At 52.0% G+C, this 17194-nt stretch carries 17 protein-coding genes; 12 read left to right on the forward strand and 5 right to left on the reverse strand.

Going from position 1 to position 17194, the window contains the following annotated elements:
- Nucleotides 1-21: 21 nt before the first annotated feature.
- The 4 genes from rfaE2 to panC all read right to left on the reverse strand — a co-directional run bounded on the left by rfaE2 (nucleotide 22) and on the right by panC (nucleotide 2960).
- Complete coding sequence (gene rfaE2 / locus VF639_RS01775) at nucleotides 22-504, reverse strand: D-glycero-beta-D-manno-heptose 1-phosphate adenylyltransferase (RefSeq protein ID WP_331144161.1); 483 nt, start codon at nucleotides 502-504, stop codon at nucleotides 22-24.
- Entirely contained in the window at nucleotides 491-1543 is a 1053-nt protein-coding gene (locus VF639_RS01780; RefSeq protein WP_331144162.1) for a lysylphosphatidylglycerol synthase transmembrane domain-containing protein, read from the reverse strand. The genes rfaE2 and VF639_RS01780 overlap by 14 nt, the downstream gene beginning before the upstream one ends.
- A 100-nt stretch (nucleotides 1544-1643) precedes the next feature.
- Nucleotides 1644-1991 (reverse strand): aspartate 1-decarboxylase, encoded by a 348-nt coding sequence (gene panD / locus VF639_RS01785; RefSeq protein ID WP_331144163.1) that lies wholly within the window; start codon nucleotides 1989-1991, stop codon nucleotides 1644-1646.
- Nucleotides 1992-2111: 120 nt separating this feature from the next.
- Complete coding sequence (gene panC, locus VF639_RS01790) at nucleotides 2112-2960, reverse strand: pantoate--beta-alanine ligase (protein ID WP_331144164.1); 849 nt, start codon at nucleotides 2958-2960, stop codon at nucleotides 2112-2114.
- A gap of 120 nt (nucleotides 2961-3080) precedes the next feature.
- On the opposite strand from panC, the gene VF639_RS01795 reads away from it, so the two are divergent.
- The 4 genes from VF639_RS01795 (at nucleotide 3081) to VF639_RS01810 (ending at nucleotide 9227) form a co-directional block, all read left to right on the forward strand.
- Complete coding sequence (locus VF639_RS01795; protein WP_243798805.1) at nucleotides 3081-3899, forward strand: glycogen/starch synthase; 819 nt, start codon at nucleotides 3081-3083, stop codon at nucleotides 3897-3899.
- Complete coding sequence (locus VF639_RS01800; RefSeq protein WP_331144165.1) at nucleotides 3883-5457, forward strand: DUF4270 family protein; 1575 nt, start codon at nucleotides 3883-3885, stop codon at nucleotides 5455-5457. Before VF639_RS01795 ends, VF639_RS01800 begins: the two co-directional genes overlap by 17 nt.
- 106 nt (nucleotides 5458-5563) lie before the next feature.
- The gene (gene glmS, locus VF639_RS01805) at nucleotides 5564-7399 is read left to right on the forward strand and encodes a glutamine--fructose-6-phosphate transaminase (isomerizing) (RefSeq protein WP_331144166.1); all 1836 of its coding nucleotides are present in this window, start codon (nucleotides 5564-5566) and stop codon (nucleotides 7397-7399) included.
- A 454-nt stretch (nucleotides 7400-7853) separates the two neighbouring features.
- Nucleotides 7854-9227: a glycosyltransferase family protein gene (locus VF639_RS01810; protein WP_331144167.1), complete on the forward strand. Its 1374-nt coding sequence runs from the start codon at nucleotides 7854-7856 to the stop codon at nucleotides 9225-9227.
- Here VF639_RS01810 and VF639_RS01815 read toward each other — a convergent pair whose 3' ends face one another.
- Nucleotides 9228-9893, reverse strand: coding sequence for a 3-hydroxyacyl-CoA dehydrogenase family protein (locus VF639_RS01815; protein ID WP_331144168.1), 666 nt, complete (start codon nucleotides 9891-9893; stop codon nucleotides 9228-9230). It lies immediately after the preceding gene.
- Between the two features lie 63 nt (nucleotides 9894-9956).
- Between VF639_RS01815 and VF639_RS01820 the strand changes: the two genes are divergently transcribed.
- The 8 genes from VF639_RS01820 (at nucleotide 9957) to VF639_RS01850 (ending at nucleotide 17031) form a co-directional block, all read left to right on the forward strand.
- On the forward strand, nucleotides 9957-10343 hold the full coding sequence (locus VF639_RS01820; RefSeq protein WP_331144169.1) for a RidA family protein: 387 nt from the start codon (nucleotides 9957-9959) through the stop codon (nucleotides 10341-10343).
- Between the two features lie 28 nt (nucleotides 10344-10371).
- Entirely contained in the window at nucleotides 10372-10557 is a 186-nt protein-coding gene (locus VF639_RS01825) for a hypothetical protein (RefSeq protein WP_331144170.1), read from the forward strand.
- On the forward strand, nucleotides 10558-10959 hold the full coding sequence (locus VF639_RS25305; RefSeq protein WP_414654648.1) for a pentapeptide repeat-containing protein: 402 nt from the start codon (nucleotides 10558-10560) through the stop codon (nucleotides 10957-10959).
- Nucleotides 10892-11167: a pentapeptide repeat-containing protein gene (locus VF639_RS01830; RefSeq protein ID WP_331144171.1), complete on the forward strand. Its 276-nt coding sequence runs from the start codon at nucleotides 10892-10894 to the stop codon at nucleotides 11165-11167. Before VF639_RS25305 ends, VF639_RS01830 begins: the two co-directional genes overlap by 68 nt.
- Nucleotides 11168-11509: 342 nt before the next feature.
- Nucleotides 11510-13054: a glutamate--tRNA ligase gene (gene gltX / locus VF639_RS01835; RefSeq protein ID WP_331144172.1), complete on the forward strand. Its 1545-nt coding sequence runs from the start codon at nucleotides 11510-11512 to the stop codon at nucleotides 13052-13054.
- Nucleotides 13055-14970: 1916 nt separating this feature from the next.
- On the forward strand, nucleotides 14971-15546 hold the full coding sequence (locus VF639_RS25310) for a S41 family peptidase (RefSeq protein WP_414654649.1): 576 nt from the start codon (nucleotides 14971-14973) through the stop codon (nucleotides 15544-15546).
- Nucleotides 15547-15697: 151 nt separating this feature from the next.
- Entirely contained in the window at nucleotides 15698-16072 is a 375-nt protein-coding gene (locus VF639_RS01845) for a hypothetical protein (RefSeq protein ID WP_331144174.1), read from the forward strand.
- Nucleotides 16073-16248: 176 nt separating this feature from the next.
- The gene (locus VF639_RS01850) at nucleotides 16249-17031 is read left to right on the forward strand and encodes a TIGR00266 family protein (RefSeq protein ID WP_331144175.1); all 783 of its coding nucleotides are present in this window, start codon (nucleotides 16249-16251) and stop codon (nucleotides 17029-17031) included.
- The last annotated feature ends 163 nt before the right edge of the window (nucleotides 17032-17194 follow it).

A 17194-nucleotide genomic window follows, 5' to 3' on the forward strand; every position in this document is an offset into this window, starting at 1 on the left:
CTAGCAACCAGAAATCAACAACTAGGAACCCTTTAAAATACGCTCGACGATGCGCGTCGTACTGTAGCCGGCCACAAGTGGTACGGTCAGGACTTGCCCACCGTTTTGTAACACTAATTCATGGCCCACAATTCCACTGATTGCATAGTCGTCACCCTTCACCAAGATGTCGGGTAGCGTGGCTTCAATCAGCGCCAATGGCGTCGGTTCGTCGAAGAGTACTACGGCATCAACAAACAAAAGAGAGGCCAATATGCGGGTTCGTGACACTTCGTCCTGTAGCGGGCGGCCAGGCTTCAGGCAGCTTACCGAAGTGTCAGTATTCACGCCCACTACCAGCGCGTCGCCGAGGTGGCGGGCCTTCTCCAGGTAGTCGACGTGGCCAAGGTGCAGCAAGTCGAAGCACCCGTTGGTGAATACCACCTTGCGGCCCTCGACTTTCCAAGCGGCGACGGTAGCGGCCACCGCCGCACGGCCCATAATTTTGTCTTTACTCCACTGCATCGGCCGGCACAGAAACAGCCATAGCACTCAGCCCTACGCGGCCCGTGTTGGCCATACTAACCAGGAAGCTAACGCCACCCATAAGCACGACCAGTAGTGTTTGGGCGCCATGCACCACCAAAGCGTAGGCAATGCCTCCTTCCCGACTGATGCCATACACCAGCAGCGTGCTTTGCACCAGCAAGTGAAAAACGCCAATACCGCCTTGCACCGGGGCGGCCATACCAAAGGCCCCAAAGGTGAGCACCGCTAGTCCAGCACGCATGTCGAGGTTATACGTTTCAGGAAAGGCGAAAAACGCTAAGTAATCCATCAGGTAATAAACCATCCAGGTGAAGATGGTGTGCAGCAGGAAAACACCTTTGTTTTCGAGCTTTACTATACTGAATACGCCCGCTAATAAACCCTGAACGAATGTTACCACCTTATTAAAAACCGCGTTCTGCCGCAGCTGCGCCATATTGCGCCACAGCAAGTAGGCGGCAAGTACCAAGGCTGCTAAGGCAACAAAGCCCGCTGCTACCAAAGCATTACGGTTTCGAGCCAAGGCATCGGCCTTCCCTTGCAGTAGATACTCGTCGGCGAAATTCCAGAACGTTTTGAAGTCGAGCAGCAACACCACCCCGAGCAACGCCAGCAGTATGAGCACGTCGATGATCCGCTCGGTGATAACAGTGCCCAATGATACCTGCACCGGAATTTTGCTGGTGCGCTGAAGCAGCGTGCAGCGTACTACTTCTCCTACCCGGCCCGGCAGTACCATATTAGCCAGATACCCCACCATCATGGCATGGTATACATTCCAGTACGTAGGCCTTGGTCCTGTTACGGTAGGATCTAGCTGCATTTTCCAGCGGTAAGCCCGGCTGAAATAGCCGAGCACCGAAAGGATCATGGTAATGGTCAACCACCAGTAGTTGGCATTTCGCACATACTGCCCAATTCGGGCTAGATCTTGGCCCCTTACGGCGTACCACATCAACAACCCCGATACTGCCAGCAGCAGGGTGTATTTCAGAACATTCAAAAGTTGCTTCACGAACGATGGATGTCAGTTGTCAATTGACAGTTGTAGTACAATTTTTTCCGGCAAGTATGCAATATACGGCCAACAACTTAAATCAACCTATCTATCCGATCTAAACAAGACGATTGTGCTGGTCGGGAAACACGAGCGTGGGCTGGTGCGCACGAGCTTCTGCGAAGTCGATAAGAGCGTAGGAAAAGATGATAACGATATCGCCAACCGCCACTCGCCTAGCCGCCGGGCCGTTCAGGCAAACCATGCCCGAACCCCGTTCTCCCCGAATGGTATAGGTTTCAAAACGCTCGCCGTTGTTTACGTTCACAACGGTCACTTTCTCGTTTTCCACCATGTTGGCCGCGTCGAGCAAGTCTTCGTCGATGGTGATGCTGCCGACGTAGTGCAGCTCTGCCTGCGTGACTTTGGCGCGATGAATTTTAGACTTTAGAACCTCGATGTGCATTTAAAATAGAGCCGGGTGGTACAAAGCTGCAAAGATACAACTTGGTGACGGAGTGAAATGGCGAATGAGTGAAGTAGCCTACGGCCTAAACGGCGCGGCTCTTTGCTGACGTAGGCGACCTCACTTAATCACCAAGTTGTCAATAAGCCGCACCTCACCTAAGAAAGCCGCTAGGCATAAGGCCACTCGTTGGTTGGGATGCCACTCCAGCAATGGCTGCAATGTGTTGGCATCAACTACTTCGAAATACTCTATCCGAAACAAGGGCTCGGCTTGTATATAGGCAGTTGCGGCTTCTTGTACTGCAGCGGGCGACGCTTGCTTTGCTTGCACTAGGCCTGCCGCTAATTCCAAGGCTTGGTGCAAACGCGGTGCCACCGCCCGTGCTTCCGCTGAAAGTCGGCGGTTTCGCGACGACATAGCCAAACCATCAGCTTCCCGCACCGTCGGGAACGACACCAGCTCCATATCAAACGACAAGTCTGCTACCAACTGGCGAATAATAGCGACCTGCTGCCAGTCTTTCTGACCGAAATACACTTGATGAGGTCGGCTTAAATGAAATAATTTACTCACTACCGTTACCACTCCGTTGAAATGCCCCGGCCGGTGCGCCCCTTCCATCACACGTTCCAGCACCCCAAAATCGAAGCGCAATACGGTGGGTTGGGGATACATTTCTTCTACTGAAGGCAGAAAAAGCGCCGTGCAACCAACTGGGGCAAGCAGAGCAGTATCGGCCTCAGGCAGACGGGGATAAAGCCGAAAGTCCTCGGCATTATTGAACTGCGTAGGGTTTACGAAGATGCTCACTATCACTACGTCACAAGCCGTGGCAGCGGCGCGCACTAGTTGTAGGTGGCCTTCGTGTAGAGCGCCCATGGTAGGCACCAAGGCAATCCGCTGGCCTGCTCGGCGGCAACTTTCGGCATGTGCTTGCAACGAAGCGGCCGTATGCAGTATCTCCATAGGGGTATTGAGCCGGCTTGAACGGGCTCCAAGCGAGTTAGGTTGAATTTTCGCTCAAATTTGTTTAATTTTGTGCACCCCAACGCATTGCCATTTCCTAAACCCCCTTTTCCGACCACTATGTCCTCCTCTAAGTTGAGAATCCTCTACGCGGCTACGGAAATCGATCCGTTCTTGCAAACCACCAAAGTAGCGGAGTTTTTGCGGCGATTACCGCAGGGCATGCAGGAAATGGGAATGGAAATTCGAATTTTCGTTCCTCGCTTCGGCATCATCAACGAACGTAAGAATCGCCTCCACGAGGTAGTCCGCTTGTCTGGCATCAACATCGCCGTTGGTGAAGACGAAAAGCCCCTCATCATCAAAGTGGCATCCATTCCCAATGCCAAGCTGCAAGTATACTTCATCGACAATGAAGATTACTTCCACCGCAAGTCGGTGCTCGTTGACAAGAACGATAAATTCCATGCCGACAACGACGAGCGCGCCATCTTCTTCTGCAAAGGTGTCCTCGAAACCGTAAAAAAGCTAGGCTGGGCTCCCGACATCGTGCATTGCAACGACTGGATGACGGGCCTGATTCCGATGTACCTGAAAACGACCTATAAGAAGGACCCGATTTTCAAGGATGCCAAATCGGTGTTCACCATCTACAACAACGAGTTTGACTTCAAATTTCAAGGCGACATCATTGAGAAAGCAAAAATGCTGGACATTGATGACGACATGCTCGCCTGCTTGAAGACGGCTGACTTTGGTGGTTTCATCAAAGTAGGAATGGAATACGCCGACGCAGTAATGAAATCAGACGAAGATTTCAGCGATAACCTCAATGTGCTGTTTACCGAGTATTCGCGCAGCAAACAGCTTGGGCAGGTAGGTGCCGACGAAAACCTACTGACTTCTTACTACGCGCTCTATAATGAATTGGCCAATTAGCGCCCGCCGACTTGCTTCGGCTTCCCTATTTTCAGCCTCATTACTCTTCGCAGCTACTGGCTGCGAAGATGCTAATGACCTAGGCGTAGACTTGCCCGGTACAGGTACTGCCAGTACTGAATATCGAGATTTTCCGGTTACAGCCTCTACAATTCTGCAAGACTCGATAGAGACGCTGAAAACTAACTCCTACCTGATAGGCCGAGTGCGCGACAACGCGTTGGGCACAACCACCGCTAACGGGTACTTCAACCTAAAGCTTAGCACACTGCCCGGCGACACGCTCCCGTCTGGAGTATCAGGTACTGCCCCAAACCCGCAGCTCGACTCTGTGGTGTTGGTTATGCCTTTCGAGTCGGTTTACGGTTCCGCAACAAATCCTCTGCGCGTTAACGTCTATCCTTTGGTGTCGGCGCTAGATGACCAGGGTATTTATAACTCTAATTCTTCGGCAGCAGTAGACGCAGCAAATCCGCTCGGTACAGGCTTGAGTGCTAGGCTTAATGGCTCGCGCAAATTCAACCAGCGCAACGATGCGACTAGCACTACAGATACTACTACGTTCAAGGTGACAGTACCCGATAAAACGGTTCGACTGAAGCTAAATAGTGGAGGTTCTTCGTTACCGGCAACCGTCTTCGCTCGTCTTGCCGACAAAAACGTTGCTTTTACGCAAGCCGGCTTAAATGCCGTCTTGAAAGGCATAGCAGTGCAACCGGCAAGTGACTTTACCAGTGCAGTGGTAGGATTTTCAACTACAAGCGTTGCGGCTAGTTCTGTGTCGCGGATCACGTTTTACTATCACTACACAAATAAAAAAGCAAATGGCACTTTGCGAGGTTCCTATGGAATTCCATTCGGGAACCAGCCTGGTTTCGGCTCTGCCATCAATGCTCCCCGCTACTTCACTGAAATCAAAACGGATCTGTTAGCGCCATTCAACCGACTCCAAGGCACTACCGGTGCTAGTGCATCGGTACCAGCGAGCGAAACAGGAGATGTGGTGTACACGCAGTTAGGCAACGGCATCGCAACTAAACTCGAGATACCGGGCCTGCAAGAGCTAAAGAACGAAGCGCAAGGAGGCAGCAATCCGGCCATTGCCATCAATCGAGCTGAACTACTGATTCCTGTACAACCTTACACGAATTTGCTGTTTGCTTCTCCTAGCTCCACTTATCTCTACGAAGTGAATGCCTTCAATCAACCGCTAAAACGCGTTTTATTGAATAATCGGGTAGAGCGTTTGGTGTTGCGTGATGGGACAAGCCAACTTGCACCCGCCGTAACTTCCATTGAGAACACCTCTGAGGGTAATGGTTACTATCAGCAAGCCGCTCCAGCATCGTTGTTCAGTGTATCTGACGTTAATCGTTCGTATGGCATGGTGCTGACGGGATATGTGCAGTCCTATGTTTATGACAAGCTAGGTGGCGTGGCTCCGGCGGCCTTCATTCTTTCCCCTCAGGTTCGCCAGTCAAGAGCTTTAGGGCTAGAGCGGGCAGTGCTCGATGGTAAAAACATCAAGCTGCGTGTATACTATTCAAAGTTGCGCTAGATTTGCACTTAATTAATTTTCGCGTCGGAAGCCGCGGCACGGCATTTGCCTGAGCCGCGGCTTATCGATTTTTCACGAAACCCTTTTTCGCTGTCCCTCCTAAATTATGTGCGGAATTGTTGCTTACATCGGCTACCGGGAAGCTTGTCCCATTATTCTCAAAGGTCTTCACCGTCTTGAATACCGGGGCTACGACTCTGCAGGAGTAGCGCTCCTTAATGGAGATTTAAATGTCTACAAGAAAAAAGGCAAAGTTGCCGAGCTAGAGTCTTTTATCAAAGAAAAAGATACCCACGCCAATGTAGGCATGGGCCACACCCGGTGGGCTACCCACGGTGAGCCAAACGACTGCAATGCGCACCCGCACTACTCTACATCCGAGCGGATTGCTATCATCCACAATGGTATCATTGAGAACTATGCGGCCCTAAAGCAGCACTTACAACACCAGGGGCACGTGTTTCAGTCGGATACAGACACCGAAGTGTTTGTGAACCTGATTGAGGAGATTCAAAAGCAAAACCACTGCACACTGGAAGAAGCCGTTCGTTTGGCTTTGCACGAAGTAGTTGGCGCCTACGCCATTGTAGTACTCAGCCGCGACGAGCCCAATCAGCTGATTGCCGCTCGTAAAGGGTCGCCCATGGTTATTGGCATTGGCAAAGGAGAATTCTTTATTGCCTCCGATGCCACTCCTATCATCGAGTACACCAACGAAGTAGTGTACGTGAATGACTACGAAATTGCTATCATCCGTGATGGCAAACTCGATATCCGTAGCAAAGAAGATGTGCATCAGACGCCCTATATCCAGAAATTGGAAATGGAGCTTGACAGCATCGAGAAAGGCGGCTATGAGCACTTTATGCTCAAAGAGATTTTCGAACAGCCTCGCTCCATCCTCGATTCTATGCGAGGCAGGTTGGAGCTAGTTGCGGGCCATTTAAATATGGGTGGCATCAGAGCGTATGAGCGCAAGTTCATGAATGCCGACCGCATCATTATTGTAGCCTGCGGCACTTCCTGGCACGCCGGGTTGGTGGCAGAATATCTGCTGGAAGACCTAGCCCGCATTCCAGTGGAAGTGGAGTATGCTTCGGAATTTCGTTACCGCAATCCCATTATCACGGAGCGCGACATTGTAATTGCCATTTCGCAAAGCGGCGAAACAGCTGATACCCTAGCTGCTATTGAGCTAGCTAAAAGCAAAGGGGCTACTATTTTCGGAATCTGTAACGTAGTAGGCAGCAGCATCGCACGCGCCACTGATGCCGGCGCCTACACCCACGCTGGTCCTGAAATTGGGGTAGCTAGCACCAAAGCCTTCACGGCTCAAGTAACTGTTCTAACTATACTGGCCATGATTGTGGGCCATAAGCGTGGCACGCTTTCCGACACTCGCTTGCGGGAGTTAATGGTTGAGCTTGGCAATATTCCCGCGAAAGTGGAGAAAGCGCTTTTGCTTAATGATGAAATCGAAATAATTGCCGAGACCTTTAAGGACGTGCCAAACTTCCTGTACCTCGGTCGTGGCTATAACTTCCCGGTAGCGCTGGAAGGTGCTCTTAAGTTGAAGGAAATTAGTTACATCCACGCGGAAGGCTATCCAGCCGCCGAGATGAAGCACGGACCGATTGCTCTCATTGACGAGAACATGCCCGTAGTCGTTATTGCAACTAAGGATAGTTCATACGAAAAAGTGGTAAGCAATATCCAAGAAGTGAAAGCCCGTAAAGGCCGCATCATCGCAGTAGTTACGGAAGGCGACAACGTGATTCCACAGATGGCCGAGTTCGTTATTGAAGTTCCTGCCACTTCCGAAGTGCTTGTTCCCTTGGTTTCAGTGATACCACTTCAGTTGCTCTCTTATCACATAGCCGTCCTACGCGGTTGCAATGTAGACCAGCCCCGTAACTTGGCTAAGTCGGTGACGGTGGAATAACAATTTGTTTTTCTTGGAAAAAATAAGCGCCATGTTTGCCATGGCGCTTATTTTTTGTTGACTTCTCTCTCAACCTTGTCTTCCGCCGTTATAAAGCTCCTTTTGCTAGGTAACGCTGAGAGGCTACAGCAGTCCTTGCTCCTTAATTGAATATTTGCCTCTTTTATCGAATTGATACGATCATCTTTCGCTCGTAGATTTTTGAAAGAAAATGATGTGAATACATACGGATATAGGCTACACATATTTGTAGTAGACATACTACTATACTGAATTTTCTATGGCTACAGCAAGTGGTGCTATTTAAAAAATAAATGATCCTACTGGATGCCTATGAAATATTAACACAAAAATCTATCCAACAATAATTTAAATTTACTTCATGCTTAACCGACATATTATCTTTTCTGCTGCATTATTACGCTTAGGCTTATACGTATTTCTGTACTTCTCTATGGGCATTGCCTATAGTGGAACCGGGTTGATTGGCAAACGCTATGGAGAAGAGGAATTTTATTTTAAATCAATTGATAATTTGATAAAATATGGTCAGTATAACTACAAGCTCGATTATTTACCAGGCTACGCTGGCCGCATGCCAGGTTACGGACTAGTATACGGGCTAATTAAATTGTTAATACCTAACAATCAACAATACGTTTATAATTTAATTATAGCTTTACAAATCATCCTCGGCATTATAGCGCTTATATATTTATCTAAAATATTATTCATCTTAACAAACCGAAAAAATCTTACTTATGCTACTGCCTTTACATACGCTTTAAGTCCTTACAGTGTACAAAATGACTTATTCGTTTTCACAGAAAGTTTTGCTGCAAGCGCTCTAATCATAAGTACCTATTACTTTCTAGTTGCACTTAGAACTGGTGATTCGATTCATTATTTAGTAGCTGGATGCTGGCTGGCTTGGGTGGTATTTCTAAGGCCATTTATGCTGCCCTTATTTGGCTTTTGGACAGTAGCTTATATTTATCACCATCGATACACTATTCTTGGAAACTTGCGTCGGGCAGGTTACACCATCACCTTATTTGTATTGCCTTTTGTTGTTCCAGATGCAATATGGACTATTCGCAACTGGTCTATTTATAATCGATTGGTGCCTTTACAAACAGAATATGCTGGAATGCGATACTCCAACCTATACCTAGAAACAAGGAGTTTTGTATCGTCTATGGGTGAAGAGCCGGTGTTGTGGAGTACTCATTCCCTTATCTCTTGGCTTACGAGGCATACCCCTCCCCATAAATCCGGGCCGCGCGAGTGGCAACTTACTAAGGTTGCCACTTACGATTCATTAGCATGGCTTCGCGAGCAAATATTAACTGCCAATAACGACTCTTTATCTACTCCAACCCGTATGGACAGTGAAAATAAAGCTGTGGCAGCTCTGCGCCGATATCGTAGAGCTTTTATTGAGGAGCATCCTATTCGACACTATTTGATTGCTCCTTTGCGATTAACCTACTATTTAGCTTTACCAGATAATGGGGCTTCAGTTTTCGCTTGGCCTTTCACTGAGTTAGCAGGCTGGCAAAAGGCAATAAGATTATTTTTTACCGCATGGCATTGGTTTTGGGCAGGCATTGGTTTGTTCAGTTTTATGTGGTGGCCACGCAATAAGAATATCAGCTTAATATTGATTCGGCTAGCTCCTATATACTGCATTATTTTATTTGTATTAGCATTACATCATGTAGAGCAGCGCTACTTTTTCTTGGTTTACCCTTTTACGCTCCTAAGCGCTATACATGCCTTATCATGTATCTGGATTTACCTACAGAAGACTTTACAACTTAAATAACTATACCGTAAACTGCTGTCCGCGCAAGTACATTATTTTGAGCAAAGCGCAGGCTTTATAACGCGCCTCGTGCGTATCCTGCCACAAAGCTTCCAGAATTTCGTAAACCAACGCAACTCCAATCTGATTGGCCCATTTGAAAGGACCGCACGGATACGCAAGGTTCATTTGCATAGTCGCCTCTAGCTCTCGTACAGAAGCCACGCCCTCTTGTAGCGCGTAGCAGGCCTCGTTGATAAGCAAACACACCATGCGGGGTGTAACTAACCCAACCTGGTCTTGTACGGTGCAGTAGGCAGTACCGAGTTGCGCGCAGATAGCAGCCAGTGAAGCAGAGTCTTCAGGACGGTAAAGGCTGGTTTCCAGTATTCTTCTTTCCAGCAAAGTAGGAAAAGCGCAGATGCCAAATACGGGCCCTAGAGGAAACTCTTCTTTATGAAAAAGCGCCGCCAGAGACGTGCGCGAAGTGTCGTAGAACAGCGGCTGGCGAGGTTGTTCGTAGTGCAGTTCGGGCCAGGAGCGCAGGTCGAAGCCAACATCGGCGGCGCTGAGGCGGGTACGTAAGTCGGGGGCGGTGGCAGAACAGAAGTCGTAGGTATGGCCGGGTCCGAATTTGCGGCGCAACTCGGGTTCAACGTGGGCGCCTTCTACAACGAGTAAGTGCATAATTTTTCCGCTTACTTTAGGTTGAAGACAAATTTATCGTTCACCTTTTTCTGATCTGACTGCATGCCCAATTCTGTTGTTTATTCCGACCAAGCGCCTGCCCCTATTGGCCCCTATAGCCAAGCCGTACAGGCGGGCAACACGGTGTACATTTCCGGCCAGATTGCCCTTGACGCGCAAACCGGCCAACTGGTTGGCAACGGGGATGTGGTAGAGGAAACGCATCAGGTGATGCGCAATCTGCAGGCGGTATTAGGCGCCGCTGGCTTCACGTTGCAAGACGTAGTGAAGTGCAGCATCTTCGTGAAAGACCTCGGCAACTTCAACCTTATCAACGAAATATACGGCAGCTACTTCACCACCGACTACGCTCCTGCACGCGAAACCGTAGAAGTCAGTCGTTTGCCTAAAGATGTACAAGTAGAAATTTCCTGCATAGCAGTGAAATAGAGAAGTAATCACTAACTATTTCACTCCCATGAAAGAACTTGGACTTGGGTTGTTTATTCTTGGGCTCCTATCCTTGGTGCTGCCGTTTTTGGGAATGAAATCCATGCTTTTGACCTGGATCGAGCAGTGGGGAACTACCACCGCTTGGCTTATCCGTGGGGGTATCACACTATTGGGGCTAGTGCTGTGGCTCAGCTTCCGCAACCGCGACTAAATGCGTCCTTCTTCACGAAAAGCTGTTAAGCCGCTCGCTAAGCCAGCTTTTTTTCCAGTTGAAAACAAGTTAGACCGAGCACTACCCGACGAGTTAGTTGGGCAGCAGGAATTCGAGCAGTATTACTTCAGCAACTTCGATTTCACCCGAGCCAACATAACGGGCCGGCGCTTCACCGACTGTTTGTTTGAGAACTGCAACTTCGCCGGGACTAGTTTAGGGCATATGGCGCTGCAAAACGTGGCATTTGCTGGCTGTAAACTTCTTGGGCTACAGTTTCATGCCTGCCGTGATATGCTGTTTGGCGTGCATTTCGATCATTGTCAGCTTGACTATGCCTCCTTTCTATGGCAAAGTCATGCCGAACACTCGTTTTGTGGGTTGCTCACTGCGGGAAGTTGATTTCACCCAAGCTGACCTTACCAATGCAGTCTTTCAGGATTGCAGCCTACTCGATGCTGTGCTCAGTGCCACCAAGCTCAATGGTGCTGATTTCACTACGGCCCATAACATAGCGCTGGACCCGGAACTGAATGAACTGCGGCAGGCGCGGTTTGCGGCGCATAGCCTACCGGGGCTGCTCACCAAGTACGGCTTGGTGATACAGTGAGGAACAAGCAGTGGCTAGTAAGGAATGAGCCATAGAATCGTCATGCAGAGGCGCAACCGAAGCATCTCGCTCGAATCATTGCTGTAGAAGGAGTTTACCACCCTAGCGAGATGCTTCGACTTCGGCTGCGCACCTTGGCTTGAGGCGCCACCTGCGGACGCCAGATCAAGCAGGACAGTTACCTCCCCTACGTGAGCACGCGGAATGCTTCGGCTGCGCCTCTGCACGACGGTCTTATGGCTCATTCTCCATTGCTGGCTGCTTGTTCTTCATTCCTCATTCCTCCCTCGTACCTTTGCGGCGCGTTTCGCCATCCCGGCACCGCTGCGAACCGACTGAATTATGGAAAGAGAAGTACGGGTGCGCTTTGCACCTAGCCCTACGGGGCCGCTACACATTGGCGGCGTGCGCACCGCGCTGTATAACTTCCTGCTGGCCCGCAAGCTAGGAGGTAAGATGCTGCTCCGCATCGAAGACACTGACCAGAACCGCTTTGTGCCCGGCGCCGAGCAGTATATCATGGATGCGTTGCGCTGGTGCGGCATCATCATTGACGAGGGCATCGAGGAAGGTGGCCCCCACGCGCCGTACCGGCAGAGCGAGCGGAAGCCCATGTACCGGCAATACGCGCAGCAGCTCATCGACAGCGGCCACGCCTATTATGCTTTTGATACGCCCGAGGAGCTGGATGCTATGCGCGCCCGCTTGCAGGCGGCCAAGGTGCCCAACCCACAGTACAACAGCATCACCCGTACGCAGATGCGTAATTCGTTGACGCTGCCTGAAGACGAGGTGAAGCAGCTGCTCGATGGTGGCGCACAGTATGTTATCCGGTTGAAAGTGCCGCGCAAAGAGGAAATCCGCTTCAACGACCTGATTCGGGGTTGGGTGGTGGTGCACTCGTCGGCGGTCGATGATAAGGTGCTGATGAAGTCGGATGGCATGCCGACCTACCACTTGGCCAACATCGTGGACGACCACCTAATGGAAATCACCCACGTTATTCGGGGTGAGGAGTGGCTGCCTTCGGCGCCGCTGCACGTGCTGCTCTACCGCTATCTAGGTTGGGAAGACACCATGCCCAACTTCGCCCACTTGCCCCTGCTGCTCAAGCCCGACGGCACCGGCAAGCTCAGCAAGCGCGACGGCGACAAGCTCGGCTTCCCGGTATTCCCGCTGGAATGGCACGGCACGGATGCCGAAACCGGCCAGCCGACCGTGAGCAGCGGCTACCGCGAAAGTGGCTACCTGCCCGACGCCTTCATCAACTTCCTGGCTTTCCTGGGTTGGAATCCTGGCACGCAGCAGGAGCTGTTCACGATGGACGAGTTGATTGAGCACTTCTCGATTGAGCGGGTAAGCAAGTCGCCGGCGCGCTTCGACCAGAACAAGGTGCGCTGGTACAACGAGCAGTATCTGCGGGCCAAGCCCGATGCCGAGCTGGCGGGCTACCTGCTGGAGTCGTTGCAGGCGCAAGGCATCAACTGCCCTGCCGACAAGGCCGAGCAGATTGCGGCCTTGGTAAAAGAGCGTGCCACCTTCCCCGCCGACCTGGCTCGCGAGGCGCAGCTGTTCTTCCACCGTCCTACGTCTTACGACGAACAGGTAATCAGCAAGAAGTGGAACGCGCAGGTAGCTGGTGCCCTAGCCGCGTATGCCCAAGCGCTGCCCACTGCCACCGACACCTCGCCCGACGGCCTGAAAGCCCTACTGACGCAGGTAGTGGAAAGCCAGGGCATGAAAACTGGTCAAGTGTTGCAAGTTCTTCGCGTAGCGGTAACCGGCACCACCGCCGGCCCTGACCTAATGGCCCTGATGAGCATTTTGGGCGCTCAGGAAACAGCAGAGCGCATTGAAGCCGCCGTAAGCCAGGTGGTAGTTAGCTAGCGACCCACGGCTAAGGCACAATTATTTTCCCAAGCAAAAGCGCCCGGCAGCAGTGCCGGGCGCTTTTGTGTATAGGGTGTAGCAATTATTTATCTCGCCTGCAACCAAGCTGCTGTAATACAGCCTCTTCTAGTACGTTAGGCTTCTGGCTTAGCATCGGTTACGGTTTCACATTTTATATCCTGCTTATGCGTTCGGTTTTACTTGTGGGTTCTTTGCTGATCAGCGCCCTGGCCGCCACCGCCCAAACGCCACCCCGTGCCGTGCAGAACATGGAAACGTTTGCCCGGCTCTACGGCTACGTGCGCTACTTCCACCCCTCAGACGAAGCCGCTGCCGTGGATTGGGACAAGCTGGCCGTGTTGGGGGCTCAGCGCGTGGAAGCCGCGAAAACCGACGCCGAGCTACGGTCCGCCTTATTGACGCTCTTCCGGCCAGTGGCTCCTACCCTGCAGCTACTGCCCGCAAACAAGAAAGCTGGCTTTTCGGTGAAGGACATTACGCCCACTGACCTCAAAGGATACAGCGTAATTAGCTGGCAACACTATGGTATGGGCCAAGGCAATGCTCGTAGCGCTTACCATAGCCGGCGCCTGCACCGACCCGAAGCGTTGAAGCCGACCGAGCCCACTTTCGGGACCCTCACCAAAGCCGTAGATGCTACGGCTTATCGAGGCAAAGAATTTCGTTACACGGCCTTCGTGCGCAATGCATCCCCCGAACAAGGCCCCGGCGCGTTGTGGGCTCGGGTTGATTTGCCAAACAAAAAGATGGGCTTCTTCGACAATATGAATGACCGGCCTATTACGCGGAACGAATGGACGGAATACGAAATAAAAGGCACCATCGATCCGCAGGCGGTTTCCTTATACTTCGGCGCCATGTTAAGCGGCCGAGGGCAGGTTCAGGTGGATAAGATGCAAGTACTGGTGCGAGAAGCTGATGCCTGGAAAACCGTATTTGCTACCGATTTTGAGGCCGATGCCGTTGATAAGTATCCCGCTAGTATCTCGGGTAAGGCCGATACCAAGAGCTACACCGAGGATTATTCGTTTGCCGTAAGTGAAAAAAACGCGGCGGAAGGTCGGCAGAGCGTACTAATCAGCTCCACTAGTAGTGAGTCGGCAACAACTAATGGATCTGATAAGCCGCTTTTCACCCGCCAAATAGCTATTGGCGAGGTTGTGCAGGAGAGCATTGGCAGCAATTTGCGCTGCGTACTGCCGCTAGCTCTGTACGGCACCAAAGAGGCCACTTACCCAGCGGCTGACAAAGCGGAGCTCACTGCCTTACAAGCCGCGTTAAAGCAATTGCCGGCCACTGGCTTCACCAGTAAAAACCGGGCGTTGCGCCTGACCGATGTGGTTATTACCTGGAACGTGTTTCAGCACTTCTATCCTTACTTTGCCATCAGCAAGTCTGATTGGCCCACGGCCCTACCCGAAGCCTTGCGCACCGCCTACCCCGATCAGACCGACGCGGAATACCTGAAAATCTTGCGCCGCCTTACCGCTCGCCTCCACGATGGCCACGTAGGCGTATACTCGTACGGCCGCGCCACCAACGTAAAGTATCTGCCCATTGCGTGGGAATGGGTGCAAAATCAGTTGATGATTACTCAGGTGACGGACAACGCATTGCCTGTACGCAAAGGCGACATCGTAACAACCATCAACGGGCAGCCGGCCGCCGCTTACTTTCGCGAGGCCGAGCAATACATATCGGCGGCGACACCGGGCTGGCTGCGGTACGTGGCGGCCTCCACCACGGCAAGCGGTGAAGCAGGGTCGGCGCTTCAGCTGGAAGTGCAGCGCCCCGGAGCTAGCGCTACCCCCGTTACGCTGCATTTCGACCAGGCGACCAATCAGTATAGCGCCACCCGGCAGGGGTCGAAGTCGCGGCGTTTGTCGCCTTCCGTGTATTATTTGAATCTCGATCAGATTCCGATGGATTCGATTAATAAGCTGATGCCCGAACTGGAAAAGGCGAAAGCTATCATCTGCGACATGCGCGGCTATCCGAAGGGCAACCACGGCCTGCTGGCGCACCTACTTCCCCGGCCCGACACGGCTGGCCATTGGATGCGCGTGCCCCACTACATCTACCCCGATCAGAAGCAGATAGCCGGCTACACTTCTATGGGCTGGAAGATGAAACCGGAGGCGCCGCACCTGTCTGCTCGTGTGATTTTTATCACCGATGGTAGCGCCATCAGCTACGCCGAGAGTTTCATGGGTTTTGTGGAAGGCTACAAGCTAGCCACCATTATCGGGCAACCCACGGCGGGCACCAACGGCAACGTAAACCCCTTCACGCTCCCCGGCAACTATCGCATATCCTGGACCGGCATGGAAGTGCGCAAGCACGATGGCAGCCAGCACCACGGCGTGGGCATCATTCCCGATATCTACCTGGAAAAGACGATTCAGGGCGTGCGCGAAGGGCGGGACGAGTTTCTGGAAAAAGCCATTGAGCTAGCCAACGCGCAATAACCTTAGGTCCAGCAGTTGGAAGCCGGTGCCGGTGCAGATAGTTGACTTTAATTCAACGTATCCGCTACGGGCGTCGCGCCGTACTGCTTGGTAAAGAGCGGCCTCGCAACAGAAGAGAGGTCGTTTGGGAACCGTAACCACGCAGGACATCATGGCGAAAAAACCCGTTAATAAGAAAAGCAAAAACGACCCCGAAAAGAAGGCGCGCGTGCACAAAGAGTTGGAAGGGTTTGAAATCAAGATAAATCCGCTCGGCGAAATCACCTCCAACTACTCTATCGAGGACATCAACACGTTTCTGAACCGCCACGTGCGCGACAAGAAACTGGTGAACCGCGACGGGCAGTTTGGGGAGAAGGAAGACGAGGAGTTTCCGCTCGAAGAAGGCGCACAGGAGCCAGAAGAGTCGGACGAGGATTTCATGCGCCGTACCAGCCGCGAAACCAAGAAGAAAGGTCCCAAAGACGAGCCGGATGCTGCCGCCGAAGCCGCCGACACCCGCGCCGAGCTGCCCGACGACGTGTAAGCACAGTGGAAGCCCAGTGCAACAAGCCCTTGACGACTGCACGTGTGTCAAGGGCTTGTTGCGTTGAGCCTTACAGGAATGGAAAGAAGCTTCGTGCCACTTACACCAAGCGTTTCCATTGAAATGCAGTGCTTTTACTATACTTGAAGCGGTATTTCACCTAAACCTTTCCACTGATGCAGTCCCACGACGTTGATTACAAGATTCTTGGCAATGATATTCAGGTACTAGAGGTCGAGCTGGACCCCAATGAGACCGTAATTGCCGAAGCTGGCGCCATGGTGTACATGGAGGAAGCCATTGCCTTCGAAACCAAAATGGGCGACGGCTCAGAGCCTGATCAGGGGTTGATGAGCAAGCTATTTTCGGCGGGCACCCGGCTGATTACGGGCGAGTCGTTGTTTATGACGCACTTCACGCACCGCGGCGGCTTCGGCAAGAGCCGAGTGGCCTTTTCGGCGCCGTATCCGGGCACCATCATCCCGCTAGAGTTGCGGGCGCTGCCACAAGGCCTGATTGTGCAGAAAGATGGTTTTCTGGCAGCAGCGCGGGGCACCAAAATCAGCATCCACTTCAACCAGAAATTAGGCGCCGGCTTTTTCGGAGGCGAAGGGTTTATTCTGCAGAAACTAACCGGCGACGGCCGAGCCTTTATTCACGCGGGCGGCACCGTCATCGAGAAGCAACTCAACAACGAGCTACTCCGGGTAGACACCGGCTGCGTGGTAGCCTTTGAGCCTAGCATCGACTTCAGCATCGCCCGGGCCGGGGGCCTGAAATCCATGATTTTTGGGGGTGAAGGACTGTTGCTGGCCACCCTGCGCGGCACTGGCCGCGTGTGGCTACAATCGATGCCCGTGAAAAAGCTGATTCAGGCGCTGGCGCCCGGTGGAGGCAACGCCAGCAAAGAAAGCGGCAGCGTACTAGGCAAGCTAGCTGGCGGCTTGTTCGACGAGTAAACCCGGTTTAGGTTGTAGCGCGGAAATTCTGTGGCTTCCGTTCCGCAACGAGTAAGACGAGTATCCAGTACTGCGCCGTGTGGCCCTTTCGCGTAGGAACCCGCTAGGCTCGTCGTGAAACAGATTTCCACCTTACAACCTGACCCCGAGCTTATTGAGGCAG

The sequence above is a fragment of the Hymenobacter sp. genome, assembly GCF_036387835.1.
Taxonomy (GTDB): Bacteria; Bacteroidota; Bacteroidia; order Cytophagales; family Hymenobacteraceae; genus Hymenobacter.